This window comes from Alteromonas sp. ABV2_168, from assembly GCF_056161165.1.
On record NZ_JBSWYQ010000002.1, the window covers coordinates 443,743 to 467,822 of the forward strand.

At 49.6% G+C, this 24,080-nt stretch carries 20 protein-coding genes; 7 read left to right on the forward strand and 13 right to left on the reverse strand.

The features are described from left to right. Nucleotides 1-7: 7 nt before the first annotated feature. The gene (locus tag ACXAH4_RS04845; RefSeq protein WP_474881091.1) at nt 8-901 is read left to right on the forward strand and encodes a LysR family transcriptional regulator; all 894 of its coding nucleotides are present in this window, start codon (nt 8-10) and stop codon (nt 899-901) included. Nucleotides 902-921: 20 nt separating this feature from the next. On the opposite strand, the gene ACXAH4_RS04850 is transcribed toward ACXAH4_RS04845, so the two are convergent. Continuing rightward, nucleotides 922-1,857, reverse strand: coding sequence for an AraC family transcriptional regulator (locus tag ACXAH4_RS04850; protein ID WP_474849319.1), 936 nt, complete (start codon nt 1,855-1,857; stop codon nt 922-924). A 453-nt stretch (nt 1,858-2,310) separates the two neighbouring features. After that, nucleotides 2,311-2,730: an acyl-CoA thioesterase gene (locus tag ACXAH4_RS04855; RefSeq protein WP_474844025.1), complete on the reverse strand. Its 420-nt coding sequence runs from the start codon at nt 2,728-2,730 to the stop codon at nt 2,311-2,313. Between the two features lie 290 nt (nt 2,731-3,020). On the opposite strand from ACXAH4_RS04855, the gene ACXAH4_RS04860 reads away from it, so the two are divergent. Together ACXAH4_RS04860 and ACXAH4_RS04865 are read left to right on the forward strand one after the other, a co-directional pair. Beyond that, complete coding sequence (locus ACXAH4_RS04860; RefSeq protein WP_303573276.1) at nt 3,021-3,728, forward strand: Crp/Fnr family transcriptional regulator; 708 nt, start codon at nt 3,021-3,023, stop codon at nt 3,726-3,728. Between the two features lie 212 nt (nt 3,729-3,940). Beyond that, nucleotides 3,941-4,249, forward strand: a complete 309-nt coding sequence (locus tag ACXAH4_RS04865) for a c-type cytochrome (protein ID WP_474844026.1) — start codon at nt 3,941-3,943, stop codon at nt 4,247-4,249. A 57-nt stretch (nt 4,250-4,306) separates the two neighbouring features. On the opposite strand, the gene ACXAH4_RS04870 is transcribed toward ACXAH4_RS04865, so the two are convergent. Both ACXAH4_RS04870 and ACXAH4_RS04875 read right to left on the reverse strand, forming a co-directional pair. After that, nucleotides 4,307-5,725, reverse strand: a complete 1,419-nt coding sequence (locus ACXAH4_RS04870; RefSeq protein WP_474844027.1) for a sodium/proline symporter — start codon at nt 5,723-5,725, stop codon at nt 4,307-4,309. Nucleotides 5,726-5,843: 118 nt separating this feature from the next. Continuing rightward, nucleotides 5,844-6,689, reverse strand: a complete 846-nt coding sequence (locus tag ACXAH4_RS04875) for a cupin domain-containing protein (RefSeq protein WP_474849325.1) — start codon at nt 6,687-6,689, stop codon at nt 5,844-5,846. A gap of 167 nt (nt 6,690-6,856) precedes the next feature. Between ACXAH4_RS04875 and ACXAH4_RS04880 the strand changes: the two genes are divergently transcribed. Next, nucleotides 6,857-8,044 (forward strand): CaiB/BaiF CoA transferase family protein, encoded by a 1,188-nt coding sequence (locus ACXAH4_RS04880; protein ID WP_474880994.1) that lies wholly within the window; start codon nt 6,857-6,859, stop codon nt 8,042-8,044. 109 nt (nt 8,045-8,153) lie between these two features. On the opposite strand, the gene ACXAH4_RS04885 is transcribed toward ACXAH4_RS04880, so the two are convergent. Continuing rightward, nucleotides 8,154-8,939 carry a GntR family transcriptional regulator gene (locus ACXAH4_RS04885; protein ID WP_474844030.1) on the reverse strand — a complete coding sequence of 262 codons (786 nt, stop codon included), beginning with the start codon at nt 8,937-8,939 and terminating at the stop codon, nt 8,154-8,156. A gap of 383 nt (nt 8,940-9,322) precedes the next feature. Next, nucleotides 9,323-10,666, reverse strand: coding sequence for a cytosine permease (locus ACXAH4_RS04890; RefSeq protein ID WP_474844031.1), 1,344 nt, complete (start codon nt 10,664-10,666; stop codon nt 9,323-9,325). Between the two features lie 218 nt (nt 10,667-10,884). Here ACXAH4_RS04890 and ACXAH4_RS04895 point away from each other — a divergent pair, with 218 nt between their 5' ends. The 3 genes from ACXAH4_RS04895 to ACXAH4_RS04905 all read left to right on the forward strand — a co-directional run bounded on the left by ACXAH4_RS04895 (nt 10,885) and on the right by ACXAH4_RS04905 (nt 15,277). Further along, the gene (locus ACXAH4_RS04895) at nt 10,885-11,760 is read left to right on the forward strand and encodes an alpha/beta hydrolase family protein (protein ID WP_474880996.1); all 876 of its coding nucleotides are present in this window, start codon (nt 10,885-10,887) and stop codon (nt 11,758-11,760) included. A 108-nt stretch (nt 11,761-11,868) separates the two neighbouring features. After that, nucleotides 11,869-13,317, forward strand: a complete 1,449-nt coding sequence (locus tag ACXAH4_RS04900) for an NAD-dependent succinate-semialdehyde dehydrogenase (protein ID WP_474844033.1) — start codon at nt 11,869-11,871, stop codon at nt 13,315-13,317. A gap of 52 nt (nt 13,318-13,369) precedes the next feature. Beyond that, nucleotides 13,370-15,277, forward strand: a complete 1,908-nt coding sequence (locus ACXAH4_RS04905) for an alpha/beta fold hydrolase (RefSeq protein WP_474880998.1) — start codon at nt 13,370-13,372, stop codon at nt 15,275-15,277. Nucleotides 15,278-15,414: 137 nt separating this feature from the next. Here the strand turns inward: ACXAH4_RS04905 and ACXAH4_RS04910 are convergent, their stop codons facing one another. The 7 genes from ACXAH4_RS04910 to ACXAH4_RS04940 form a co-directional block, all read right to left on the reverse strand. Beyond that, nucleotides 15,415-16,095, reverse strand: a complete 681-nt coding sequence (locus ACXAH4_RS04910) for a hypothetical protein (protein WP_474844035.1) — start codon at nt 16,093-16,095, stop codon at nt 15,415-15,417. Between the two features lie 69 nt (nt 16,096-16,164). Further along, nucleotides 16,165-18,624 (reverse strand): TonB-dependent receptor, encoded by a 2,460-nt coding sequence (locus tag ACXAH4_RS04915; RefSeq protein ID WP_474880999.1) that lies wholly within the window; start codon nt 18,622-18,624, stop codon nt 16,165-16,167. Nucleotides 18,625-18,893: 269 nt separating this feature from the next. Continuing rightward, entirely contained in the window at nt 18,894-20,336 is a 1,443-nt protein-coding gene (locus tag ACXAH4_RS04920; RefSeq protein ID WP_474844038.1) for a flavin monoamine oxidase family protein, read from the reverse strand. Between the two features lie 142 nt (nt 20,337-20,478). Further along, the gene (locus tag ACXAH4_RS04925) at nt 20,479-21,186 is read right to left on the reverse strand and encodes a Crp/Fnr family transcriptional regulator (RefSeq protein ID WP_474844039.1); all 708 of its coding nucleotides are present in this window, start codon (nt 21,184-21,186) and stop codon (nt 20,479-20,481) included. 42 nt (nt 21,187-21,228) lie between these two features. Further along, nucleotides 21,229-22,221: an alpha/beta fold hydrolase gene (locus tag ACXAH4_RS04930; RefSeq protein WP_474881000.1), complete on the reverse strand. Its 993-nt coding sequence runs from the start codon at nt 22,219-22,221 to the stop codon at nt 21,229-21,231. A gap of 176 nt (nt 22,222-22,397) precedes the next feature. After that, the gene (locus ACXAH4_RS04935; protein ID WP_303573261.1) at nt 22,398-22,760 is read right to left on the reverse strand and encodes a hypothetical protein; all 363 of its coding nucleotides are present in this window, start codon (nt 22,758-22,760) and stop codon (nt 22,398-22,400) included. Next, entirely contained in the window at nt 22,760-23,989 is a 1,230-nt protein-coding gene (locus ACXAH4_RS04940) for a class I SAM-dependent methyltransferase (RefSeq protein ID WP_474881002.1), read from the reverse strand. Before ACXAH4_RS04940 ends, ACXAH4_RS04935 begins: the two co-directional genes overlap by 1 nt. Nucleotides 23,990-24,080: the final 91 nt, after the last annotated feature.

Below are 24,080 nucleotides of genomic sequence, written 5' to 3' on the forward strand. Positions count from 1 at the left end.
TAATGTGATGATCAGAGACGAGCTGGGCGATTTGTCACTTTTTATGGTGGTCGCAGAAGAAAAGAGTTTTACCCGTGCTGCTGTAACACTGGGCGTATCACAGTCGGCAGTAAGCCACGCGGTGAGAAGACTGGAGGCTTCGGTGGGGATCCGCCTGTTACACAGAACCTCTCGAAAAGTGTCGGTAACCGATGCCGGTGAGAAGTTACTGGCTGCACTGAAACCCGGTATCAGCCAGATAACTGCCAGAATAGAAGAACTGCGGATGCTTGGCGATGCGCCCAAAGGAACAGTGCGGATTTCAGCCAGTAAACCTGCCGCCCGTTTTCTCTTGTGGCCGAAGATATCGGGTATTGTCCGGGATTACCCCGAAGTAAATATTGAACTGAACCTCGACAGCCGCCTGAATGACCTTGCTGAAGAACGGTTTGATGCCGGAGTCAGGCTGCGTGAATTTGTCAGCCCGGACATGATTGCAATAAAAATTGGCCCCGCTGTATCACTGGCAGCAGTCGCTACGCCGGACTACTTCCGAAAACATGGTGTCCCCGAACATCCCGACGAACTGGATCATCACGCCTGCCTGTCTTTGCGGTTTAATGCGCTGGCACCGGCCTATGACTGGGAGTTTGAAAAGGACGGTATTGAGATCGTGAAAAAAGTATCTGGCCCGTTCATTTTCAGTGAAAGCGATATGTGTATTGATGCGGCACGTGAGGGCCACGGCATTGCCTTTGTTACTGAACAGGAAGTAGAAAATGAAATAGAAAGCGGTGCATTACGCCGTGTACTTGCGGACTGGTGCCCGCCTTTCGACGGCTACCATTTGTGTATTTCCAGCAACCGGCAGATTAGTTCCGCCATGCGACTGGTTATCGACCGGTTGAAATATCAGGAATAAAGGCGCGGTGATATTCACTGTCACCCCGCCTGCAGAGCGTCTTTTTCACCTTCGATCATTCGCCATTGCGCTTCCACATCCCGCTTCGGAGAGTTACCAAAATACCGCGAATATTCTCGGGAAAACTGGGAAGGACTTTCATAGCCCACACGGTATGCAGCGTCCGAAGCGTCAATTTGTTCGCCTATCATAAGGCGTCTGGCTTCCATCAGTTTAAGGCTTTTCTGATATTGCAGCGGGCTCATAGAGGTGAGCAGTCTGAAATGATGATGGAAGGTGGATTTACTCATTTGCGCACGTTCCGCCAGCTCTTCCACGGTGTAAGATTGCGTAAAATGAGTTTTCAACCAGTCGATGGCTTTCGCTATCCTTAAGCCCTGGCTTCCTGCTGAAATAATATGACGGAGCCTGTCCCCCTGCTCCGAATTCAGAACCCGCCAGTAAATCTCTTTTTTAATCAGCGGAGCCAGCACTGAAAGCGATGCCTTATCGTCCAGCAGACTAACCAGACGGTCGCATGCATCCAGCAACTCCGGCGTAGTATTACCAACGGACATACCACTGTTAGAAGAGGCCAGGGTTTTGGTATCTGCAGACGCTTGCATGAGCAGTTCGCTCATTGTGGTGAAATCCAGCCGCAGCGCCAGACCGAGATACGGTTCAGCACGCTCTGCTTTTAAAATTTGCGCCTGCGCCGGTAAGTCCAGTGAGGTAATTAAAAAGCGGTAGCGGTTATAATGAAAGATATCATTACCCAGCGCCATCCGTTTTTCACCCTGCACCACCAGCGCGATACTTGGTTCAACAAAGCAGGTTGTACACTCCGTCGGCGCATCTTTGCGATAAAAACTGAGTCCGGCAATGTCCGTGATCACATTTGACTGACCGGCGGTGTGCCGGCCAATCCGGTCAGCAAGTTTATCGCTGATAATATCGATGGCTGCAGAGTGAAGCATATTCCTGATCCCGGGTGATAAAAAAACGCTGTTTATAACGTTATTTTTAGCACAACGCAGCCAGAAACGGATAACGTAATTGTCCGGTTTTATTGCCTGATTGTCCGGGGTTCCGGATTTTAGTTACTTTTAATTTCTGCAGTTGCTACCGATTATACTCTGAAAAGCATCAGTTCTATCGCCAGTAAAATACTGAGTGCTATCAAAAAGCAATATACATTCGGGTCGCGAACAACATTGCGAAACCACTGATGCAAACCTGAATATCTGGATTTTTTTATAGCCACGAGCATCATTTGCCTCCGCATTTGTCAGGTGAGAATGAATAAGCGCGAACAAATTGTCGCTTTTTCATACTAAGAAGCTAAATAACTTCCTGTCCTTGACATTTATCAATGCTGAAACAAAAAAATTACGCGCAATCACTAACCCTTTGTATTTAAAGGTACAGAATTATTTCCAGTCAGGATTTAACGTAGAAAGTTCTCTGCGGGTCTGCTCTTCGAGGATTTCCAGCGTTTTACCATGGGGAGCCGGACGACGGGTTTCTTTGTCTATTCGTACGAAAACGATATCGTCAGCCTGGCAAATTGACGTTTTGGTCGCTTTGTTCCTGACAAGGCAGCTCACGGTAATTGAACTGCGGCCTACGGCAGTTGTTTTAAGGCCAAACTCAACAACATCACCTTGTAATGCCGGACTGTCAAAGCTGATTGCGCCAATATGCTTGGTCACCAAGCTGTTTGTCTCTAGCTGACAAGCCGCGTAAATAGCGGCTTCTTCGTCAATCCATTCAAGAATACGACCGCCAAATAACGCGTTGGCATAGTTAAGGTCATTGGGCATGACCAGTCTGCGGGAAAGAAATCTCATTACTACCTCTTGATCTATTGCTATATTTTTATAGCATAAAGATCATCTCAGGTTTTGGCAATGTCAGAACCCGGGGATTTATCCTGCTCCAAAATAGTGCACAACGCCCCAATTAAAAACATTGACATATCATTATGTTTTAACATATTAATAACAAACATGGTGTGCAGGCGCGATTATTACGCGATTTTTGTGCGGTTATTCAGACTGGCGTAAATTATGCTGTAACCGGTCTATGTAAAGTTGGTGAGTTTGACAATTTCGAGCTCAACCTGAATGAGGTTTACAAGATGTCGACGATATTTATTCCCAAACACATCCGGCCGGTTCACTCGCAGCCAGCATACAGTGGCAGCGTGTTGTTCAATGATATGACACCAAACGAACTTGAACAACTAGACATGTGTGCAGAACAAACAAAATGTGGTTCAGGTGAGTACCTGTTCAGGCAACATGATCGTTCGGTTAATGTATTCAACGTTATCAGCGGCACAGTTTCCATAGAACGGGTTTCCAATAATGGCCGCAGACAAATTCTGGGATTTCTCTTCCCCGGCGACTTTGTTGGTGTAACCAGCTCACCGTGCTACGACTACGCAGTCCGCAGTCTGACCAAAGCTGAATTCTATCGCTTTAACCGCAAGAAGCTGTACGATCTGGCAGAAGAAATGCCGCACCTGAAAACGAATCTGACCGAGATTAACTCCCGAATTCTGAACCGTACTATTGATCAGTTATATATCCTGGGGCAGAAGAAAGCCCATGAAAGACTGTGTTTTCTGTTTATGCATCTGCTCGAAAGGCTGCCGGGCGCAAGACCTGACCGCATCGAATTGTATATGACCCGTCAGGATATTGCTGACTTCCTTGGCCTGACAACAGAAACAGTGAGCCGCTCACTGGCAAAGCTGAAGCAGGATAAGCTGATTGCAGTACCTTCGTTAAACCACTTGCAGATCCTGGATATGGAAGCGGTGAGCGAAATGGCCTCAACCTGATATTTCATTCCCTTTAAGCAGATGCAGTGTAAAAGCACCGCTCTGCTGCCCGCCTCTTTTTTGATAATAGTCATAGAGTCTGACGGACGGTCTTCATACTATCTAATACAGAAGACACCACTGATTTTTCAATTATTGTCGTTCAGGTTTTCCTGACCTGTGGTTAAAAATAAAAGACTGACAATGAATGACCCCGAAGACTGGAGTAACCTATGAAACAAGCTAAGCATGCCCTGCTTGCAGCCGTTCTGTCTTGCACGATGAGTGTATCTGCTATTGCTGCGGATGCTGAAAAAGGAAAAGCCAAAGCCACCATTTGCGCCAGCTGTCATGGTGCTCAAGGGATCAGCCCGAGCCCTTTATGGCCGAACCTGGCGGGTCAAAAGGCCCCGTATCTGGAGAAGCAACTGAAAGCCTTTCGTGACGGAACACGTAAAGATCCCATGATGGGCCCCATGGCGAAGCCATTGTCAGATGAAGACATCGCCAATATTTCTGCCTACTTCGCGGCTATGAAATAACACTGTACACTGCCGGGTCAGCAACAGACCCGGCATATTTATAAGCACTTATTTTTTCTATTTCACCAACGCGATCCGCGATTTTCCGCTCATTATCAGCAATATAACCGTAGCTAACAGAAACGGGCCCGCACGTTGTAATAGATCCCCGGGCGTATGCGGCATCATGCTGAACACAAAAGTAGAAAGGCAGCCTGCCAGCATTGCGCCCACTACACCGTTTTTCGCAATTTGTCTGCCCATGAGAGAGATAATAATAACCGGACCAAAGGCAGCACCAATCATATTCCACGCAAAAATAACCCGGTCAAAAATGCTGCTTGGCAGCGAGATGGCCAGCATAACTGCGGCCGTTGCCAGCACAGTCATGGTAATTCTGGACATAAGAAGCGGTTTGTTTTTAATAAACCTTCCGGCACCGAGATCATGTACAACGCAAGCGGCCGCAACCAACAACATGCTGTCTACCGTCGACATAATGGCTGACAGCACGGCTGCCACCACAATGGCACCTGTGACACCTGGCAGAAGATCAGAGGTAAGCGCAAAGAAAAGGGTTTCAGGGTTATCCAGCTCTGGCAGAAGTGTTCGCCCTGCCAGTCCCAGCATACACATACCGCCAAATACCAGCGCAAACCAGAACACACTCAATACGCTAGCCTGACGAAGAGCCTTTTTACTTTTTAATGCCATAAAACGGTTGAGTAAATGAGGTTGACCAAACGTACCAAGTCCCACTGCAATGCTACCTGCAATCGTACCCAGTGCCATCCATCCCGCGTTGGCTCCTGTAAATGAAAGCCAGTCTTCAGAAGGCGGGGAAGCAAGGATTGCCTGAAAACCCTCTGCGCCGCCTATGGCAATCCACGACATCACCGGAAGCAGAATGGCAGCAAACAACATGAGAATTCCCTGAATAGTATCTGTCAGACTTACCGCCCAGAAGCCACCTAGCAGGGTGTAAATCAGTATGATTGTGCCGCCCAGTAAGATACTGCCTGAAGAGGACATGGCAAACGTACTTTCAAACACATTACCCGCCCCCTGAAATTGCGATGACATATAAATGATAAAGCAGAAGAGGATGATCAGGGTGGCAATAGCCTTTATGCGGCTGGCATCGCTTTTTGAGGCACCGTCAGCCATAAAGTCAACGACCGTGAGATGACCTTTTCTGGCGGTGACCTCCATCAGACGCGGAGCAATCCAGAACCAGGCAATGGCTGCACCGGCGACGGCACCTGCAGCAACCCATACAGCGGTCAGTCCTATTGCATAAGCCAGACCGCTCATGCCAAGTAACGTCCACGCAGAAGCAGAACTGGAACCGTAGCTGATTGCCGCAACAACAGGGCCGAGTTGACGGCCACCCAGAAAGTAGTCTTCCTGGTCCTGATTCAGGTGCTGTGCCCACAGACCCACAGCAAGCAGGACGCACTTGTAAACAATTAAAGTGATAAGGATAGTTGTGCTCATGATGTTCACTCCCTGATGTGCACAAGGAAAAAGGAAGAAAGCGAGGCTTCCCCATCATGCTATTGCTGCGCGTCCTTCAGCGCTTTGATAATTGTCAGTTCTCCCGGCAACCCCTCCTTCAATAGTTAGGCGGAGGAGTAAAACGCGACTGCCGCGTCATCCAGTCAGGCAAGACCGGCTGGTAGGCCTGATTGTAATTAAATCCGTGCTGGACTTCAGACCACTGATTCACGTGCTCACCGCCTACAAACCGGATAAGAGACAAACTACCGCCCCGTGTACCAAACGGACCGTGAGGGATATGTGGCGGCCGCCAGAAGTAAGCGCCCGGATACATGGTCCCCACATGGCCGGTAAGGTCACCATGTAATTGATAAGCTTCTTCCGGCGTGGGATGCGACTCCTGCGCACCGTGAAAATTAACCGGGTGCGACTGGGGAGACGTCATAAATAAAAAAGTACGCTGACCTGTGACCGGGTCAATACGCAAATTCTTACGGGCAAACCCGAGGTGGGTCAGTTTGATGTCGTGCACGCTGCTGTCCCAGGACATCCGGTAAGTGTCGAGACAAGGTATCGCTTCACGTCCCTCTGCCCGTTCTTTTGCCCCGCCGGCATCCTCTGCCAGGGGTACCGGAGCGTGATCGAAGAAACGCAAAATCACTGCATCTTCAGGTACGTATAGCTTATTGCGTTCGAATCCGGCAGGAAAGAAGCCATAACACCCCGGAGAATAAACAAAGTGATTAAGGTAAAAGCAACCATGTAATACATAAAACTCTTCGTTACAGGCCAGCGCATGCGGAGCCGGATTCTGATAGCCGGCAGGATACTTTTGCAGTTGTGTTCTGCCACCGCTGTCTGTGTCGATACTCAGCAACTTGCGCTCGGTACCTTCAAAGCATTCATCGTATTCCCAGGCTAATTCCTGAGTCTGTATAAATTCCACGTAGTCTCTTGCCATCACTTAATAACCTTATTTTTATACTTCATCAGTACTGTGCCACGGTCATTAACAGGCTGATTTGCGCCAAATCAAAAGTTATATTGATAACACATTAATAATTTTACTTGTTGATTAAGATATATTGTTATAGCATTTACAATTATTATCAGAAAACGGAAAAGACTGTGAGTGAAACTGCCGGAACAACGATGCCTTTAAAAGACTTAGTCGTCGTTGAATTTACGCACATGGTAATGGGGCCGACAACGGGCCTTGTATTAGCAGATCTAGGCGCAAAAGTGACTAAGATTGAGCCTCCCGGCGGAGATAAAACCCGTCGCCTGAAAGGCTCCGGCGCCGGCTATTTTCCGATGTACAACAGAAACAAGCGCAGTCTGTGTATTGACCTTAAATCTGATGAAGGCAAAGCCGTAGCGCAAACACTGATCAGCAAGGCCGATATTCTCATTGAGAATTTCAGACCCGGCGCAATGGACAAGCTGGGCTTTGGTTACGAAGCCATGAAAGTGCTTAATCCGGGACTGATCTACTGCTCTTTGAAAGGCTTTCTGAAAGGCCCTTACGAAAACCGCACCGCGCTGGACGAAGTGACCCAGATGATGGGCGGACTGGCTTACATGACAGGTCTGCCTGACCGGCCAATGCGGGCCGGTTCATCAGTTATTGATATAACCGGCGGCATGTTCGGCGTCATTGGTGTACTTTCGGCTTTGCATGAACGGGAAAAAACTGGCAAAGGCCGGCACATCACCAGCTCATTGTTTGAAACCACTGCCTTCATGGTAGGCCAGCACATGGCGCAACAAACCGTGCTGGGAGAAGAGCCGCCTCCTATGTCAGTGCGACGCAGTGCCTGGTCGGTATACGACATTTTCCATTGCAAAAATAATGAACGGATATTCATAGGCGTCGTCAGCGACACCTTATGGCAAAAGTTCTGCGAAGAATTCGAACTGCATGATTTTGCTGCCGATGAAAGGCTGAGCAAGAACAACGACCGGGTTAAATACCGCGATGAGATTTTGCCTGTGATCAGTGCCATGTTCGCTGAACTGGATAAAACCACTTTGATGGCAAGACTGGAGCGGGCTGGCATTCCCTTCTCACCCATTAATAAGCCATCAGATCTGTTTGAAGATCCTCATCTGAACTGTGGCGGTTTACTTGAAGTAACGACCACACAAGGTAAGGCCAAACTCCCTGCATTGCCTGTTGAATTCGACGGCGAACGCACAGCACTGCACCACGATTTGCCTGCTGAGGGCAAAGACACGGTAGAAGTGTTAAGTGAAGCCGGATTCAGTAAAGAGGAAATAGAAAGATTATTGAAACAGGAAGTCGTCATTAATTAACTGTACAGCGTTCCCAAGCTTAGTCAGCCTTGCTGAAACAAGCACTCCCGAACAACAGATTCTGTTGTTCTCCGTTCAGGGGCATGAATAATGCCCCTGTTTTTTAACGCTAGTCGTTGATTTCCATACTCATCTGATACTGGAATATGGCGGGGTTATAACTGCCCTGCATAATATCCACCAGCTTTCCGTTTGCATCGTACGAGCGTCTTGATACCACAAGCAGCGGACTGAACTCTTTGAGATTTAATTCTTTCGCCACATCAGCGGGAGCGGCTTCTGCACTGATGAATTGATCGATACGGGACAATACTGTGCCCTGCTTTTTCAGCAGTTCAACACGGGTGTGCTTTTGCAGCGCCTTTTCAGAGAACGTATCACTGTTTGTCAGTGTCCAGCTGACGTAGTAAGCAAACGGAAGCTTTTCATCTTCGGTGAGTCTTACCCGCACCAGACGACAGGCCGTTTCACCTTCCGTTAAGCCAAGATCATCACGGACATCAGCTGGCGGTACACGGTCAGCAATGTGGATCACTTTTGCAATCGTGTGGCGACCCATGGTTTCAATGGACTCAAGCATGCCCGTCAGCGGCGCTTTTACCGGCTTGGGTTTGTATTTATACGTGACCGTTGTGCCACGGCCACGACGACGCTCTACCAGCTTTTCTGAGGCCAGTTCGTCCATGGCCCGTTTTACGGTGATTCTCGACAGACCGAAGGCTTCACCCAGTTCGTGTTCCGTTGGCAATTGCGCGCCATAACTGATGGTGCCGTCTACAATTTGTTCTTTCAGTAAGCTGTACAACTTATGATACAGAGGCGTAGGACCGTCCCACTCTAACCCCTGCTGTACCTCAAACTGCTTCAGTATTTCAATAATGGAAGATTTATCCAAAGTGAATCTCCTGTCCGTGCCGTTCATATACCACGTGTTTCAGCACTGTTTTCTATCTTAACCGCGTGTCATCTGTGACCGCGATTGTACATGTGAGCTGACGGATAACCTATATCCGGCTGCAACCTGACGTTTATAACGGATAGTTTCGGCCTGAATACTATCATGACATCTCTACAAGAGCATAATGATAGGTCATTCAAACTTAAGAGGACACAAAGACAACCTTAAATCACAGCGCATCCTGCGCTAAATAACGGATTTAACAACAATCAGAATGGTTATTTGACTTAAAAACAGATGTTTAGCCAGATCAGCATAAACGATGATGCCTGCTAAATATACTTTTATATCATTTAGCAGGCGTATGTATATTTGCAGGATCAGGCAAGCTGAGGTTTTTTCACCGCAAGGACTTTTGCCACTACACTCAGCACTAAATAGCTGATCATAGACATGAGTAATCCGTACAGCGACGGAAACAGCACGTCTGACAAAGGCAATACCACCTGATAAGTAATGGCTGTCGCACAGGCTGCACCGATAAGATAGGCCATGACCGCCAGCGGATTCCATTTGTGCAAATGTGCTAATTTTTCAGGATTAAAACGCTTCCGGTTAACCAGATAATAGTCGACGATAACGGGGCCAATTACGGGCGGAACCAGCGCTGCCAGCAAATTAATCCACTCGAGGAAGTACTGATAAACCCCCAGTCCGAGTATGGTTCCGGCCAGCCCGCACAGTAATGTTGTTACCCGCTTAGGACGTTTAAATACACTGGCTGTTTGCACGGCCGGCAAATACAGATTGGTGTCGCCTGTGGTCCACAGCGCAAGACTCATGGCAATCAGACCGAAAAAGCCAATCCAGGGACCCTGCTGGAGCATGTAGGTGGTGAATTCGTAAGTACCGGAAACTATCCCGCCCATGGAGCCGATGATTTGCAGAAACCACTGTGAAATAATTAAAACTACAAACGGAATAGCAATCGCCACCCATGCCTTTCGGGCAAACCGGGTGTAATCTGCCATCACGATAGCGCCAACTATCCAGGAACCCACCACCAGATTCACAGCATCATACATACTCATGGGCGACTTTGCGGCCTGCTGTTCAGAAAGCGCAAAAAATGCCTGCCAGCCACCGGTAGTATCAATATTCAGCCACGTCGCATAAATGCCCACTGCCACCAGCATCAGCACAGACGGCATACTGACCTTTTCAAGCGCCGCAACACCCATGTAGGTTGTACCGGTAAATAAAATACCAGCGCCAATCGCAACAATATAGAAGGTGACAGAGTCGAATGACTGCGCCCAGGCAAATCCGAACGCGCCCACGGTAATACCCTGCCAGCCGATGGTTAACAGTGCGACAAAGAGCACAGGAATGTATGCGCCAATATTGCCGTAAGTAAAACGGTATAACAGCCCCGAGTTACACGCAGTTTTGTAGCCGATATAACCTACCAGTGCACCAATGACAAAGTTCATCCCGTTACCCAGAAACGAAGCGGTGAGCAAATCGGGGGTAAACGCCAGACCTTTCCCCAGTGCGCCGCCGGTCAGCAAACCGGTAACCAGAAATCCCCAGCCGAAAGCCAGTGCCAGCAAAGGCATAGCGTTGCGTCTTTGTGACGGAGTTAAGGGCAGATGAGGATTGTCATCACTTTGAGCTTCTTCTGTGGCATCCAGCGTCCACCACTGTTTTAGTTTATTTAGCATTTTTGGTCTCCGGAACGGGTCGCCAGATTAAGGCGACATGCTCATAAGCTAATCAAAAGCCTTCGCACCGGGCATTAACAAATGTCAAAGAGCCCGCAAGAGTTTTGTGCTTATTGTTTCTGGACTGCCAGCCCCTGCTGTTAATTGATAATTGTCATAGGCACTGCGGGTTAACCACGTAATATGAGGCAGTCGACAAACCTGTTCCGGAGTCCCCTATGAAGTCACCCGTGCAACCCGCCAAGTTGATCCACTTCGCTTATTTACTTGTGTTGCTGATCACATCCAATGCTTTCGCAGCGGCAAAGCCTGAAACCCTGACTCTGCAAACTCACGGACGTGACGTACAAATCTGGCACTGGACACCTGCGGCAAAGGCAAAAGGTATCATTCTGTTTTCCCATGGAGCTGCCTCCGCACCGCTTCAATATGTGAGAATAATCGAACCCTGGGTCGATGCAGGTTATGAAGTCTATGCACCGCTGCATGTGGATTCTGTGGAGCATCCCCGCACCAGTGAGTTTCAGGGTCTGGCGTCGTGGAGCGCAAGATTACAGGACATGCAAATGCTGGCAGACGAGTTCGGCAGCGAGGGCTATATTGCCGCCGGCCACAGTTACGGCGCGCTGACCGCACTGGTAAAAGGTGGCGCTACCGGACTGCTACCTGAGGGCACGGATAATCCTGACGATCCGCGGGTGTCTGTGGTGCTGGCATTCTCGCCCCCTGCTGCTATTCCGGGGTTCATTGAAAAAACCGGTTATGCCACGCTGAGCAAACCAGCACTTATTCAAACAGGCACAAAGGATATTCTCAGTGAGAATATGTCCTGGGAAACCCACCTTGATGCCTGGCATGCCGCTCCGGCATCAGGCGACCACTACGCGCTGGTTTTGGACGATGTGGATCACTACTTCGGCGGAGCAATTTGCCGTTCCGATTTACCCGGCCCCATGCAACTTGAACAACTGCAACTTGCGGTAGATACCAGCCTTAACATGCTGACGGCTTATAACAGCAGCAATAAACCGGCAGATGCAGCGCTGAATAAATCGCTGGGTGAACATCCGCCAATGCAACTCTCCCGAAAGTAATACTTGAAACAGAAATACGCAACCAAGTATGCCGGAATGGGACAACAGTGTAATGCCGAACCTGATTGCCGCCGGACTGTAGTAATTCTTAATTAAACGGACACGAATATGAAACTGACTGATATCGCCATTTTTAAGCAAGCTTGCCTGATCAACGGTGCATGGATAACCACTGAGGAATCCCTCTCAGTAAATAATCCCGCAACCGGTGAAGAAGCCGGACGCGTACCTTTGTTAAACGCTGATCAGGTAAATGATGCAATCACGTCAGCCAGCGAAGCATGGAAGACATGGAAAAAGGTTCCTGCATCCACCCGCGGAGATATCGTGCGTAAATGGTATGAACTCATCGTTGAACATACTGATGAGCTTGCCACCATAATGACTACAGAACAGGGCAAGCCCCTGGCCGAAGCCAAAGGCGAAATTGCCTATGCCGCCAGCTATGTTAAATGGTTTGCCGAAGAAGCCATGCGTATTCAGGGTGAGATCCTGCCCGCTGCGGCGGCCAATACCCATATCCGTGTTTCACGGGATCCGGTAGGCGTGTGTGCAGCAGTCACCCCGTGGAACTTCCCGGCAGCAATGATCACCCGCAAAGTAGCACCCGCGCTTGCAGCCGGCTGTACGATTCTGGTGAAACCTGCCAGTCAGACCCCGCTGACTGCATTGGCACTGGCGGAACTGGCCGTGCAAGCCGGTGTTCCTGATGGCGTATTCCAGGTATTAACCGGCAAAGCCAGCGTTATCGGCGATGCTTTCTGCACGAATCCGCTGGTCAGAAAGCTCACTTTCACCGGCTCAACTGAAATCGGCGCACAACTGATGGCGCAATGCGCCGGCGATGTGAAAAAGCTTTCACTGGAACTTGGCGGTAATGCGCCTTTCATCGTGTTCGAAGATGCCAATATAGAGAAAGCCGTTGAGGGCCTGCTAAAAGCTAAATTCCGCAATGCCGGCCAAACCTGTATTTCGCCGAACCGGGTATATGTTCACAATAGCGTGAAAGATGCATTCCAGACTCAACTCAGTGAAAAAGTGGCAGCCCTTAAAATTGGTAACGGCCTGGAAAAAGGTACCGAAATAGGCCCGCTAATTGACAGCAAAGGCGTGGATAAAGTGGAAGAACACGTGAAGCAGGCCGTTGCAGCCGGTGCTAAAGTACTCACCGGCGGAGAACGCTTACCCTTTGGTAACAACTGGTACGCACCTACGGTACTCACCGGAGTTCCCCGTGATGCCCAGTGCGCCTGCGAAGAAACCTTCGGACCACTGGTTCCAATCATCAGCTTTGATACAGAAGACGAAGTGCTGGGTTACGCCAATGACACACCGTTTGGTCTGGCAGCGTATTTCTATACCGATAACCTGCACCGCGCACAACGTGTGGCAGATGCTATTGAGTCTGGCATGGTGGGCATTAACACCGGCGTTATTTCAGCCGCCAATGCGCCATTTGGCGGGATTAAAGCCAGCGGGATTGGCCGTGAAGGTGCCCACACCGGCCTGGAAGAATATCTGGAAATGAAATACCAGTGTTATGTTATTGAAGAGTAGCCCGGGCCAGTTCTGAATTACCGGCGCCTGCCCATAAGGCAGGCGCAACATTTTGACTATTATCAATGCCCGCAACACCCTGAACACCTACTGTAAAGCAACGTTTTTTCTGCAGGAAATGACATTGCCAGAGATACTAAACCACTACATTAATATTCCCGCCGGTCAGATCCATTATCGCGAGACCAAACCGCTTAAAGTACCTGAACACAGGTTGCCGGTGATACTTTTGCACCGCACACCGGCCTGTTCTTCGTCATTTGAAAAGGTGATGCAGATTGCCGGTGAGCACTTGCATATGATTGCCTTTGATACACCGGGTTTTGGGAACTCTTTCGTACCTGATATGGCATCGCCGGAGACAACTGATTACGCGAACTGGTTTCTGACTGCTCTGTCGATGTTAAATATCGACCGGTTTCATCTGGCGGCACATCATACCGGTACCCACTTCGCCACAGAAATGTCTGTTCTTGCACCGCAAAAAGTCGCCTCGCTGTTACTCTCCGGCGTCATGTACGAACCGGATGCAGCAAAGCGCAAAAAAATGCGTGCAGACATTGGTGATGCGCCTGAAATCGACAACGCCGGACACTACATCTCAGACAGCTTTACACTGATGAAAGCCCTGTGTCCGGCCTATGATGCACATCTGGTCCATACCGAAACGCTGGGTGCCATTACACATCTGAAAGGCCGCAATCAGGCATTTGATGCCATTTACAATCAGGACTTTCCTGCGGTATTCAGCAAGGTTACCTGCCCCGTCATGATTGCTCAGGCCTGCGATGATCCGTTAACCCTGAACGGCATGCTTGAGACCATTAAAAAAGATCACCCTCAGGTAAAAACCCGCATCACCGGCGCTGCATTTCTCGCTGCGCCGGAAAAGCAACCCGGCGATTTTTGCCGTGCACTTTTTGAATTAACTCACACTACCGGACACACCATGAATTACACAAAATATTTATACCAAAGGCAGGATGACAGCTTCACGCTTTCTGCTGTGGAATCTCCCCTCCCTTCACCGGGTCCGGGCGAAGTACTGGTTAAGATCAGCGCCGTATCACTGAACCGCCGCGACGCCTCCATTCGCGATCTCTCGTACCCCGTACAGGCCGACGAATTCGTACCATTTTCTGATGCTGCAGGTGTTATTGTGGAAACCGGCAGTGACGTCACCCAATGGAAAGCGGGAGACCGGGTCACCTCCAGTTTCTTTCAGCAATGGTCAGGTGGCAGATTAAACCTCACCGCCATGTTTTCCGCACTGGGCGCTGGTGCCAATGGCGTACTTGCTCAATACGCACTGCTGAGTGAAGAGGGAGTGGTAGCCACACCTGCACGCTGGAGTGATGAGCAGGCTGCCTGTACGCCCTGTGCTGCCACTACCGCCTGGCGGGCACTGGTAACCCTTGGCAACATTCAGGAAGGTGACACCGTGCTCATCATCGGCACCGGCGGCGTGGCAACGTTTGCCGTACAAATCGCAGCAGCAAAAGGCGCGGTACCCATTGTCATTTCATCCTCAGACGAAAAGCTGGCACAGGTGAAACAGCTGGGGGCAGCCCACGGCATTAACTACAAATCCACGCCGGAATGGTCTGAAGAAGTCAGAAAAATCACTAAAGGTGCCGGCGTCAATCACGTGGTAGAACTGGGTGGTGCAGGCACCATGGCACAATCGGTTGCCAGCCTTGCTATCGACGGTCATCTTGCTGTTATCGGTGCACTGGACGGTTTTGGCGGAACCATTGATGTGCAACCTCTCATCTTTGGCGCTCTGAAGGTCAGTGCGGTCATGGTAGGTTCAAGAGCAGACCACGAAGCGGTGCTGAATTTCATGTCAGAACAGGGGGTACTGCCTCTCATCGACAGCCAGTTCGACATCACTGATATTGAAGCGGCGTTTGCCAAAATGAATACCGGCGCCTTCGGAAAAATCGTTATCCGTCTCTGAGCTACCCGCGCCTCCGGGGCGCAGAAATAAAAATGCCGGTGGGAAACCCCCACCGGCAAGAGGCTCAAATAACAAATGTTATTTGACGGGAAACCTTCATAAAACGGTTGTCATAAACACACTGAATCGCTGTGCGCTTACAGGTTATACGCTACACGAAACTGTCCGTTTGCTTCGCGGACAACTGTAACGGTTGCGTTGTATACCGTCTCTAATTGCTTTAAAAGCGCCTGCTTTTCACTGCCCGGTAATTTAACGCCGTTAAACACTGACAGCCCGCGCAGTGCGCCTGCCGCATTTCCGGGTTCAACGGGTTGCAAACCCATATTCACAACAATCCTGGCATTATTTTGCGGGTAACTGATGAGCATCCGGTAAGAGGTATCGCCGGTTATTTTGTCACTCACAGTGTAGAACGCAGAACTCCCGTCCAGAGGTGTGGTAATGGTTCTTACCGGTGCCCCGGCGGCTGCCTGCTCTTCTGCAATACCCTTGCTGTCAAGGGACGCACGGGTTGTCTGAACCAGGTGCACACCGCTCTTCGCAGGGATGTCCAGCCCGATAGCGGCACCGTTAAAATAGCCGGCAGGATAGAACTTATCTTCGGTGGTGATCACCTCATCATCCTTTACAGCGATGGTCACAACGCTTTCATAGTCCGGAATTTTGACAGCAAATTTTCCGTCCATGTACATGTTATGACTATGCCAAACACCTTCACTGAGTTGCCAGAATGCAGGCAGCTCTGCCTTAGCCTGTAAGGTCAGGCAAAACATGCTACCGGCGATGGCAGTGATAACTTGCACTGCTTTTTTCATAGTAATCGACCCTGTGAACGGAACAACGCTGTCCGGATGCACCTGACGGTACATCCGGACATGTCATTATCAGAATTCGTAACCCGCGCGGATCCCCACTTCTCTTGGCATAATAGGGTCAACCACTGCACCCTGTGTGGCAAAGAAGTTTGGCATGGCGCTGAAGTCGGTAAGACGACGACCTGTTGCCCATCCCTCTTTGTCAGTACAGTTATTACAGTAAAGCTCTACGGATACGCCATTGTCAGTACCAATCAGTTTTGCCCGCAGATTCAGCAAGGTATAGCCCTCAATGGTGGTAAGGTTCAGCTCATCCGTATAAGTTTTGCTTCTGAAGGTGGTATCTGCACGCAGGGCATAATCCCACTCTGCATTCAGTCCGTCCTGCCAGGTGATACCTACAGCACCGCTGTGCGCCGGAGACCGTGGCAGCGTATTTCCGTCTGCTTTGTAGAATGTGCCGTAAGGCAGACCCAGCGCACTTCTGAAAGAGTTACTGTTGTAACTGTCGTACTCAGAGCTGGTGTAACCGTAAGCGAACTGAATGTTGAGGTTGTCACTGGCTGACCAGCGACCTTCAAGCTCAATACCTGTCTGCGTACTTGAGCCGGTCATAGTAGGCGTCAGAAAGTAAGATGTTCCTGTGCTGGTTCCGGTAAAGGTATAGAGGCCGGTAGACTTCATGCCTTCCCATTGCTGATGGAAACCAACCAGAGAGTACCATAAAGCGCCATCCAGAACAGACTGTTTCCAACCCAGTTCATATGACTTAATCGTTTCTTCTTCCGTCTCTGTTTCGATATTAGGATTTGCAGCTAAAAACTCCGCGGCATCATTTGCATCCATAGAATCAAACATACTGTTGTAAGCACCCGGCAACATGGCTTCTGAGTAGGTCAGGAACACATTCGCGTCATCCATTGGCGAAAGCAGCAGACTGATACGTGGCAGGAAGCCGTCGAAAGACAATTCAGCAGAAGGCGATAAGGTGCCTTCGGTGAAACCGGAGCGGTTGTCTGTAGTGTCATCCTGATAGCGCGCTTCGACTACCAGCGTGGCCCAGTCGGTAAAATCGTATTCAGCTGAACCGAAGATACCCAGCGTTTCAATTTTAGTTGCGTCGAGGTAACTGGTACCGAATCCGAACAGCATACCGCCATAGTAGCCATTAAATACGTTCCAGCCACCGTCAACATCACCCATCTGATCGATCACTGAGTAGTTAACCCCGGCCATAGCACGGAAATTATCGTTGTTGTCGTAGTTCAGACGACCTTCCGCAGACCAGGATTCCAGTTCCAGATAGGTTTGTACGATCCACGCCTGTGCATCTGTCTGGTCAGCATCTCTGATCTGCGTGGTGGATTTATGGCTGTAACCCGCCAGACCATCAAAGGAGAAGTTTTCATCTATAAAGTAGGATGCTTCGGTAGAGAACACCAGCATGTCAGAACGCAGTCCGATATGGTCCAGAGAAGGGGTATCTCCTCCTTCCGGACGCATTGCGAGTAATTCGCTCATGCTATAGGTACCGTCCTCCAGTGCATCGCCATACTGAGTTTGTCCGGCGACAGTTACGTCATAAAAACGGGTGTTGCTGCTTACTGTGGTGTACGGCAACGAGCCGGATAACCATGGCGTCGCCCACGTAGCTTCAACAATACCGTTGTTTGTTTGTGCGCTGAACGTGTCACCGACGGAAATATTATTATTTTCTGAATACTTTACGAACGTTGATGCTGGCGCACCGTCATCGTCCTGAGAATAAGCGATACGGCTTTTTACCGATAAGTTTTCTGTGGGCGTCATGGCCAGAATTAACGACACACTCGCAGTCTTTTCAGCACCCAGATCACCGCCGTCAGTGGCAGTAAAAGGCGCACCCTGCTCGCGGTTAAACACAGTCAGGCGGGAAGACACATTCTCCGACAACGCACCTTCAACATAAGCATTAAATTCGTTGCTGCCGAATGTCGGGCTGAAGCCTGCGGAAATCTGGCCGCTGAACTCGTCGCCGGGCGTTACCGTGGTATAGTTGATGGCACCGCCGAAAGTGCCGCGTCCAAAGTAGACTGGCTGCGGGCCGCGTAACACCTCAACTTGAGCGATATCGGAGAATGACACTGAGCTTTCGCCCCCCAGCACAGCAACACCGTCAACAAAAAAGCCACCTGTCTGGTTTGTCGGGGTAGATATGGCAATGTCCATACCACGGAAACGGATGCCGGGGTTAAAGCGGCCGGGTTGAGAGTTACCCACATTCTGGAAATCCAGGTTGGGTGTAAAGTTTGCCAGCGATTCCAGCTCGGTTAATCCTGACTCCTGCAAATCTTTACTGGTAAACGCTTTAACAGACAGCGGTACTTCGATGATGGTTTCATCCCGTTTTCTCGCTTTAACAACAACCTGCTCGTATTTATTATCGTCGGCTTTCTTTTCTTCTGTTTGCGCAATGGCTGATGCCACCGGCGACAGTGCAAAAACCATCCCCGCTGCACTTAAAGCGTATTTTTTGTTCCATGAATACATGTTTCCCACCTCACTTGGTACCTGTTGTTATTTGGCTTTTTACACGGCCAATCATTATTTTTGGCGGTACTTTTTTTAAACGGTCAAAGCACCTTATTGAACAGATTATCGCCAGCAAAACGGGGACTCATTAACAAATATCAAAAAACAGCAAGATTATGAAATTGACTAATAAACATCATTAAATCAGTTCATTACAAAGATTGTGGACACAAAAAAGTCACCGTAAACCTGCGCTTCCGGTGACACGTTCAGATGAAAAATTACGCTCAGACTTTTGTCAAAATCTCGTTTGCTGCCCGCTCGCCGGATTCCAGCGCACCTTCCATACCACTTGCCCATTGTGCAGTATGTTCACCGCAGAAATGCAGCCTTGATGTAGGTGTAGCCATTACGTTTGCATAACGGGCAACCTGACCGGGTTTCCAGGTAGCAAAAGATCCCCGTGACATGGGTGAATCCTGCCAGTTAAACAGGCGAACAAATTTCACCGCACCTTTTGCCTCCGGCAAGGCTTCGTAGAGTGATTTTTGGATCAGTGCTGCGGCGTCTTTTTCAGAGAGTTTTTCAACGGCTTCCACGCCTTTGCCGTTAATCCACACGGTCAGATTAGTGATCTTACCGCTTTGTGAAGGATCACTGGCGAAGACTCTCTCGATGACAGAGTCTGACCACACATTCGGCAGAAAACCTTTACCTTTCCAGAAAGGAGAAACCACCTCGAAATGTGCCTGATACACTTTGCCATATTCCAGTTCGTTGATGGCTTCCCGTTGCATAACATGTAAAGGCGCATCAATCTCAACATGACGCAAGGTGGAGAAAGGTACCGACGACAGCACGTATTGTGACTCGTATTCACTTCCGTCATCACAACGCACGGTAATACCGCTGTCGCGCTCTTTAATTTTTGCTGCTACTTTGCCTGTCAGCACTTCACCGCTGAGGTGTTTTGCCATGGCTTCAGGCACCCGCTGATTTCCGCCCTGCGCCATCTTCACACCACCGGGCGTTTGCATAGATTGCATAACAAAATAATTATTGCGATAGAGGAACAGTAAGGACGACTCATCCAGGGTTCTGCCGTAGTTATTAGCAGCCCCCAGCATTTCTATTGCTTTTGCAGAAAGCCCTTTCTCGCGGAGTAACTGACTGACAGGAATGTCCAGATTAAAGTTCGAATCGCTCAGCCAGTCATTCCCTTGTGAAAAAGGTGGTTTGCCGAGCAGCACCGGCAACAGTTGGTCCGGCGTCATGGCTTTAAATTGATCAGGGAACGGGTTGCCGGCACATGTAGCCCAGTCAGCTGGCAATACACGCTGCCCTGCTACCTGCATGACCTGTCTGACAGGTTCATTACCAAGACCAAAATCGACCTGGTTCAGTGGTACACCCACCCGCGATGCATTAAAAATCATACGACCATAGTTGGGACCAATTGTCTGGCCGCCAGCCTCCGGTGCCCCCGGTACATCATCCAGTGTATACAGTCTGCCGCCAATGCGGTTTCGTCCTTCCAGCACGCGTACGGTCAGACCTGACTGCTCAAGAAGGCTTGCTGCATAAAGACCGGACAGACCTGCGCCGATGATTGTGACATCTGTTTTGCCTGACGCGCGGGCGAAGGCAGGGAACAATGCCGAACCCATTACCAGAGCGCTACCTTTAAGAAAGCCCCGGCGGGAGAAACGCGGATCAAATGAATTTGACATAAGTACCAACCTGTTCACTTTTTTTGATTATTGTTAATAGGCTTTTAGGCTATGAGTCCACCGGTATCACCGCATTGATTATTATCAAAAACAGGCTTCTGGTCCTGCAGGTGATTGTTACAAAATATGATTTAGCCGGAGGTCAGGTTGCTGCCAGCTTCCTGACTGCCGGAACATTAAGAATCTGCAGATGATTGATGGAAGGAAAGTGAATGAGACCATCGGTTTTCAACTTAGCCAGAGAACGGCTTACCGTTTCAATGGTAAGACCAAGATAGTCTGCAATATCCTGACGGGACATATAAAGCTGGATGTGTTCCGGCGTGGCACCGGGCATACGCTCAAGCAAGTGAACAAAAAGGAAGCACAACCTTTCGTGCGCTTTTTTCTGACCGAGAATAAACAGTTGTTCCATCAGCCGGTAAAATACGTTCGACATGATGTGTTCAATGTTTCTGCGTAACTGATGATTATGCAGAGAAAAATCCACCAGCTTTTTTCTGCCGAAGCGGTAAAGGGTAGACTTTGTGAGGCTGCGGGCAGCCACCTCATAGCGCGCGGAGTTAACAATGCCCAGATAGTCTCCGGGAAACAAAAAGCCGATGATTTGCCGTCTGCCGTCATCAGCAAACCGTTCGACAACAATCGCACCGCTGATCACATTAAACACACTGGTACAGGGAGAGAACTGGTCGAAGATTGGCTCGTCGGCCCCCAGTTCAATCTGCGTGCCGCAACGACGCAGCTCAAAAAGCTGCTTCACAGATAAGTCACGAAACAGCGGGCAGTCACTGAACGGGTTATATCCGTATACAGGCTCCATACTTCTGGGCAAAAACAACTGAGACATCAAATACCTCCTGCACGCCGTAAGGCTGTGACACCAGATCAGTTACTCACAAGACGATTTACACGCATCAACTTCAGGCAGACCTTGTAAAAATGCCAGCGCGGCTTTCGCAGTCGGAGCCGGCCGCTCCACATTGATGTAATGCCCGCCATCATCAAAGGTGACCAGCTTCTTAAAACAGGAAGCGGTCAGCGCATCAATAAAAGCCTGCGCCGTTTCTGTATCCAGCGCCTGGTTCGCCGTTCCCCAGATAACCAGCGACGGTGCAGTGACATGAGAAAGCACACGTTGAGGATTACCTTTTTCGTACAGCTTGTACGCTTTAATTGAATTGGTATCGCGGTTAACAATGTTCAGATAGTCCAGCTTGCGCTGAATAAACGCACTGGTCACATAGGTGTGGTCATTGATGTAGTCATCATAGAACTGAGCAACATCTTCACGGTTAACCACCGGATCGATAAACATGTTTTTACGGGGCTTGTCTTTGGTATCCGTGTCACGCTTAACCGCTTTGCCAAACTGAATACCCGCAGAATTCACCAGGATCATGGACGTAATACGGTTTACACGGGTTGCGGCGTAACGGAACGACACCATACCGCCGTAAGAAATGCCGGCAATACCGAACTGCTCAATACCCAGCGCATCCATCAGGCCGTCAATCAGAACATGGCTGCGGTCGACTGAATAGTTACCATTCGGGATATCTCCGGTGATGCCGAAGCCAGGTAAATCAAAGCGAATCACACGATAATGTTTGCTCAGCACCTCTGCCCAAGTATCCCAGTCTTGCAGGTCGCCGAGCGTACCATGCACTAACAGGATTGCTGGACCGGTGCCCTGATCTTTGTAGTGCACGTTGATGCCATCTACGTCCATGAACTTTGAATCAGCATCCGCGTATTTTTTTCGCATGTCTTCCAGCGTCAATGTTCTCGTTGTCTCCGCATTTTTGCCTTCTTCAGCACTTAGTGATGCTGAGGCAGAACACATCAGGATAGACAGCATTAAAACGAACAAATGATTCTTCATATTCAAAGATCCCGGTAAAGGCAGAGTAATTTGCAACTGACTGTTTTAACCAACCTAACGGGCACATGACAAGCCCGCCTTAACAATTATCAATCCACCCGAAAAATACGATAAAAAAGCCCCTGAAGGCATCACGCCGGCAGAGGCTTTCCGTTGAGGATCGTTATCTCACTCCATTATGCTTTGGCTATATCATCAATGGTCGCGTTATAAGATTTTTTGGTTTCACCCATTTGCGCTTCTTCCGCTTCTTTCCGGGTAAGGTAGAACAGGCGGGAGAAAAATCCCTGGCGCCATGCTTCACGGCTTTCCAGTGCCTCATCGTCCAGTTCCAGCGCTTCGATGCCTGCTGCCAAATCAATACCGTGTTGTTTCGCGACGCGTTCCTGTGCGTCCATGCGATCACGCATGACATTTAATTCGCTGGCCAGCACCATCACCATAGACATTAATTGATCCGACGCGGCATCTTCATAAAACGACGGACGCTTACCTTTAGCGCTGTGTTGCATCTGCGGATTGTTATGTGACTCAGACATCACGCTACCTCCTGGTTAACTAAAGGTTTCTGTGCAATCAGCACTTCCCAGCCACCACCCGGGGCAAATTCGCCGGCAGTAAAATCGCGTTCGGCGACGGCTTCTTTTGACTCATCGCTATAACCTTTCGACCCTTCCGTGGTTTCCATAATTGCCATTGGCGCAGTATCAAAACGCACCGCATCACGGGGGAAGCCTGCATCTTCAGCCAGCTGGATCTGATCAAGGTCACGCATCGCTCCCCAGAACGGTTCGTTGTTGTACCAGGTTTCATTATCAAGAATGAACTGGGTGAACGGGTCCATGAGATCGAATGGAGGCAAGTCGGCATGAATCATCAGGCCGCCGGGAGCCAGTACCCGTTCGCTTTCTTTGAATATTTTTGGCATTGCTTTGCCGCTGGTTTCGTGCAGCAGAATGTGGCTGACAACCAGATCAAAATAGCCATCTTCGAAAGTGGTTTCTTCGGCGTTCATCTGCGCAAAGTTAACTTCTTTACCCATTGCAACGCCACGGGCATGGGCATAACGCACACAGCCACCACCGACATCGATACCCCAGATTTCTGCATCCGGAAACGCTTCTTTGTATGGCAATGTGGAATGTCCTACCGTGCAACCCATATCGAGGATGCGGCGGGGTTTGAAATCAGGGTTGTTACGCTTCAGGTAGTTGCAGACTGAGCGTCCCATATCGTCGTTATCAGGACCGGTATATCCCATGGTGTACAGATACACACCACGGTCGTAAACCACACCGGCAGAAACGTCATCGGCGGTCACTTCGGTACAGTAGCCACCAGGCATACAGTGAATATCGATGGCGCTCACGTATTTGGGCGGCACAAAGCCTTCCGGGATCACCAGTTTCGTCTCAGATTTAGCTGACAGTGCTTTGGCCCTTTCAATCAGTTGCGGCAATTGACGCTCTACACTCATTACCGTGGATTCCCAGAGCAACTCCTGGGCAATACGGTTAGTCGATGCGTACAGCTGAAAATAACTGTTTTTCACCATGGCGCGACGAATATCCTGACGGTTTTCAGGCTCACGGCCGTTTTCCCGTTTGAATTTAGGCACCACTTTCTTTTCATATACCGGCTGAAGCCCCGGCAACGTGGCGTGCTGGATATAGCCCCGCAAGCTTTTGGCGAACTCCTGGCGCGACGCTTCGTCGTGTGTTGCCTCTGGCAGCATGTCGTGCTTGCCCTGTTGGAAACAATTAAGCATGTCTGACCTCGTTTATTTGTGAAACAGAAACTTTGTCATCCCGCAGGCAATCCTTGCAGACGGTACTGACCTGATGTTCCGGACTATAGAA